Annotated in this window: 1 protein-coding gene and 3 pseudogenes; 3 read left to right on the forward strand and 1 reads right to left on the reverse strand. The window is 68.7% G+C overall.

Features of this window, described 5'->3' with window-relative positions:
• Positions 1 to 211: 211 nt before the first annotated feature.
• Both AC08OV_RS21735 and AC08OV_RS21740 read left to right on the forward strand, forming a co-directional pair.
• Positions 212 to 301 (forward strand): annotated as a pseudogene (locus tag AC08OV_RS21735) (SAM-dependent methyltransferase); the annotation flags it as partial.
• Positions 302 to 412: 111 nt separating this feature from the next.
• Positions 413 to 522: pseudogene (locus AC08OV_RS21740) on the forward strand (IS6 family transposase); the annotation flags it as partial.
• 285 nt (positions 523 to 807) lie between these two features.
• Here the strand turns inward: AC08OV_RS21740 and AC08OV_RS21745 are convergent.
• Positions 808 to 3,057, reverse strand: coding sequence for an MMPL family transporter (locus tag AC08OV_RS21745; protein WP_476615045.1), 2,250 nt, complete (start codon positions 3,055 to 3,057; stop codon positions 808 to 810).
• A 476-nt stretch (positions 3,058 to 3,533) separates the two neighbouring features.
• Here AC08OV_RS21745 and AC08OV_RS21750 point away from each other — a divergent pair.
• A pseudogene (locus tag AC08OV_RS21750) lies at positions 3,534 to 3,637 on the forward strand (IS6 family transposase); the annotation flags it as partial.

Below are 3,637 nucleotides of genomic sequence, written 5' to 3' on the forward strand. Positions count from 1 at the left end.
CCCGACCAGGCCGGTTGAGAGTACATGTCCCGGTAGTTGATCCGCCGCCATTTGCGATAGCTATACCCTCAAATCGGTAGCCGAGGCTGGCCCACAGGCCACATTCCGGCTGGATCTTCCTGCTTCGCCGGGTTCACCCGGCCGAGCCAGCGTAAGGAGAGACGTAGCTGAGCAGCACAATGGCACCGGGAACCCGACGGACCATCCGAAGATCGACACGACGACGCCACATTCAGCTCGGATCTGGAACTACTGGATGGGCGGCAAGGACAACCACCCGGTGGACCGCGAGGCCTCGGATGATCTGACTTTTGAAGGTTTCGCGCGGCCCTACCTACCGATAACGGGGAAGTAGGGACTGCTGCATCGGCGGGGGCCGGGGGCCGCGCCGACATCGGGGCATGATCGGATGATGGCTCGCTGCCGCCCTTGTCCGCCTGTCCCGGTCCCGGAGTTCACGGGTTCCGGTTCCCACCCGAGGTGATCGTGCTCGCGGTCCGGTGGTACCCGCGCTACGCGCTGGGTTCCGTTCCGCCCAGACGATCAGCGCCGGACACGCGTTCGTGCGGAATCTTCGCCGCGGACACTACGAACCTGGCGTCGACGCCGACCCGTAGGTGCGGCTGACGGCTGCCTTCGCCGAGCTCATGCGGGCGATCTGATCATCGATCCGGCCGGGTTCACCCTGCCGTACTGTCCCGCAATGCAACAGACCCCCGGGGCCTGGCCCGCACCACTCCCCCGCAACGTTCCGGGGAACGTTGCCCGGGAACGTTCCCCGGAACGCAACACGCCCGGGCCCCATCCCTATGTACTCCTCCGGGAAAAACGGCCGCCGCGCGTGCCGTTGCCCGCATGGGATGGCGCCGACGGCGGGTCGTACGACCTCGTGGCCGCCCTCGCCGGCCGGCGCTGGGCGGGTACGCCGCCAGCGGTTTCGCGGCGCCGATCCAGGTGCACCAGCGCGGGGAGGACGACCGCTCGCACCACGAACGCGTCGAGCGCCACACCGACCGCCAGACCCACCCCGAGCAGCTTCAGCGTGCGGGACGGCTGCGCCATGACCACCGACAACGCCAGGATCATGATGAGGTTCATGGTGAGGACGACGTGCCCCACGTCGGCGTGGCCGCGGCTGACCGCGTCGCCTTCGAGCGCCCGCCAGCCTGGCGCATCGGTTTCGCGCAGTCTGCTCAGCAGGCTCAGGTTCATGCCCGGGGACAGGCCGAACCCGACGACCAGCACGAAGACCAGGATGAACGGTTCGATCGGACCAGCCTGGAGGCCCAGTTTCCCGGCGAAACGGTCCTGCTGGAAGAGCGCCGCCAGGACACCGACCGTTGCGAGGCCGCACGACAGCTCCGAAACGGCGAGTACGGCGGCAGTGACGCGCGAGGAGGCCGTGAGGAAGGTCAGCGCGCCCACCGCGAGCAGGACCACGAACACGAACATCGGCAGCGCGCCGCGGAAATCCGCGGCCATGTCGGCGAACAACGCCGCCTGCCCGCCCACGTAGGCGCGGCTCACGGTGGGCCGCAGGACCGCCGGCAGGACGTCGTTCCGCAGTCGGTGCACCAGGTCGTAGGAGTCCGTCGACCGGGGACCCGCCTGCGGCAGCACCTGGATCAGGGCCAGGCCCGACTCGGGACTGTCGAACGAGGCGTACGCGTGTTTGACCCCCGGCGTCGTGTTGAGGGCGGTGACGACGTCGGTCACGGTGACGGTCCGGCTGCCCTCCCCCCGGTCGACGACGACGAGCATCGGCCCGTTGAGACCGCTGAAGAAGTCGCGGCTGACCACGTCATACGCGCGCCGCGCGGTGGCCGACGTGGGCTCCGCGCCCGCGTCGCCGCCACCGAGCCGCAGGGTGACCACCGGCGCTGCCAGGGCGACGAGCAGCACGCACGCCGCGGCCACGGCGACAGCCGGGTGACGCCCCACCTGCCTGGCCCACCACGATCGCACGCCCGGCCGGTGCGGTAGGCCACGACCCGTCGTGGTCAGGGAATGCCGTCCGAGCCAGCCCAGCATCCGGGTGCCGCCGAGGACGAGCAGCGCCGGCAACAGCGTGAGGGTGACCAGGGCACTGAGCACCCCGGCCACCCCGGCCGCGAGGGCGACTCCCGTGAACGGGCCCAGGTTCAGCAGGAGCACCCCGGTCATCGCCACGCTCAGGCACACGCCACCGGAGGCCAGGGCGGCTACCGACTTCACCATCGCCTCGGTGGCCGCGTCGACCGGGCTCACGCCCCGCGCCAACGCGGTCTGCGCCCGGTAGACGACCAGGACGGACCCACCCAGGCTGACCCCAAGGGCGATCATGCCGCCAAGTAGAGCGGCGAAGGGAGTCGTCAGGACGTAGTGGGACAGTACCGTCGTGACGGCCACGGTGGTGACGGTGGCCATGGCCGCGACGACGGCGGCGATCATGGCGGCCACCCTCGAACGCAGGGTCAGGCACAAGACCGCCAGCGCGACGGCGAGGGCGGCCAGCAGCGGTCGGATCGGGACGCCGGCCGAGGTGAGCGCGGTCGCGCCCGGTCCGCCCAACTCCACCTGAAGCTCGGGGCCGCTGTAGGACCGGGCCGTAGCCGAGACCCGTCTGATCGCGCCGAGGTCGAGTTCGAGCGCCGACGCTTTCATGATTACCGGAGCCACCGCCGTGCGCCCGTCGGCACTGACCGGTGACACACCCAGCACCGTCCTGCCTAGTGGTCCGAACGGGTCGGCGACGGTGAGTACCCCCGGCAGCTTCCCGACGTCGGCGAGCAACTCCTCGACCTGCTGGTGCACCAGCGGGTCAGCCAGCGTGCCGCGCCTGGCGTGCAGCACGATCTGTTCGGTGTCCGGCAGGACGCCGCCTGGAATCACCTTGCGCGCCAGATTCATTGCCCGCTGCGACTCGGAACCGGGAACCGACACATCGTGGCTATATTGCGCGTGACCTGCGATCACGAAGAACACCGCAGGCAGGAGGAGCACCGCCCACATGCCGACCGCGATCCAGCGATGGCGGGCACACAGACGTGCGACGCCTGTCAACGCAACGATCAGCATGGTTGGCCCTTCGTTATTTTGGACAACCTATCTCGCGGGCAAGCAACGTCAATTACTCTTTGGTGGGGCTCTTTGGTGGGGCTCACCGTCCGATAATTCTAGAGACGATTCACGAGAGACGGCACTTTACGGCCTTCCCGCACGCCTGGCCTCGTGGTCGACCGTACCGCCACGAACTGCCCGACAACCGCTGTGACAAAATTTGTTCACCGGTTCCGGCACCACATTTTTCGGTGGCAAGAATGTGGACGGCGGTATCGGTGCCGGTCGGGGTACCCCGATGGCGGCACTGACCGGGCTGACCGGGCTGACTGGGCCGACTGGGCCCGAGCGGGCCGAGCGGGAGCTCCTCGCCCGCTTCACGGCCGAGGAGCGGGTCCTGAGGCACTGTTGCATCGGCGGAGTCCGCTGTCCTGCGGCTGTCGATCGGTCATGATCGTGTGATGCGTCGACGTCGTTCCTGTCCACCGGTTCCGGTGTCGGAGTTCGCGGGGTTCCGGTTCCCACCTGAGGTGATTGTCCTCGCTGTCCGCTGGTACCTGCGGTACGCACTGTCCTACCGGGACGTCGAGGAGCTGCT

Source organism: Frankia sp. CeTa3Moorea (assembly GCF_978021225.1).

Coding starts and splice junctions, on each gene's coding strand:
- AC08OV_RS21745 (WP_476615045.1), bottom strand. CDS start 3,057: ATGCTGATCGTTGCGTTGACAGGCGTCGCACGTCTGTGTGCCCGCCAT.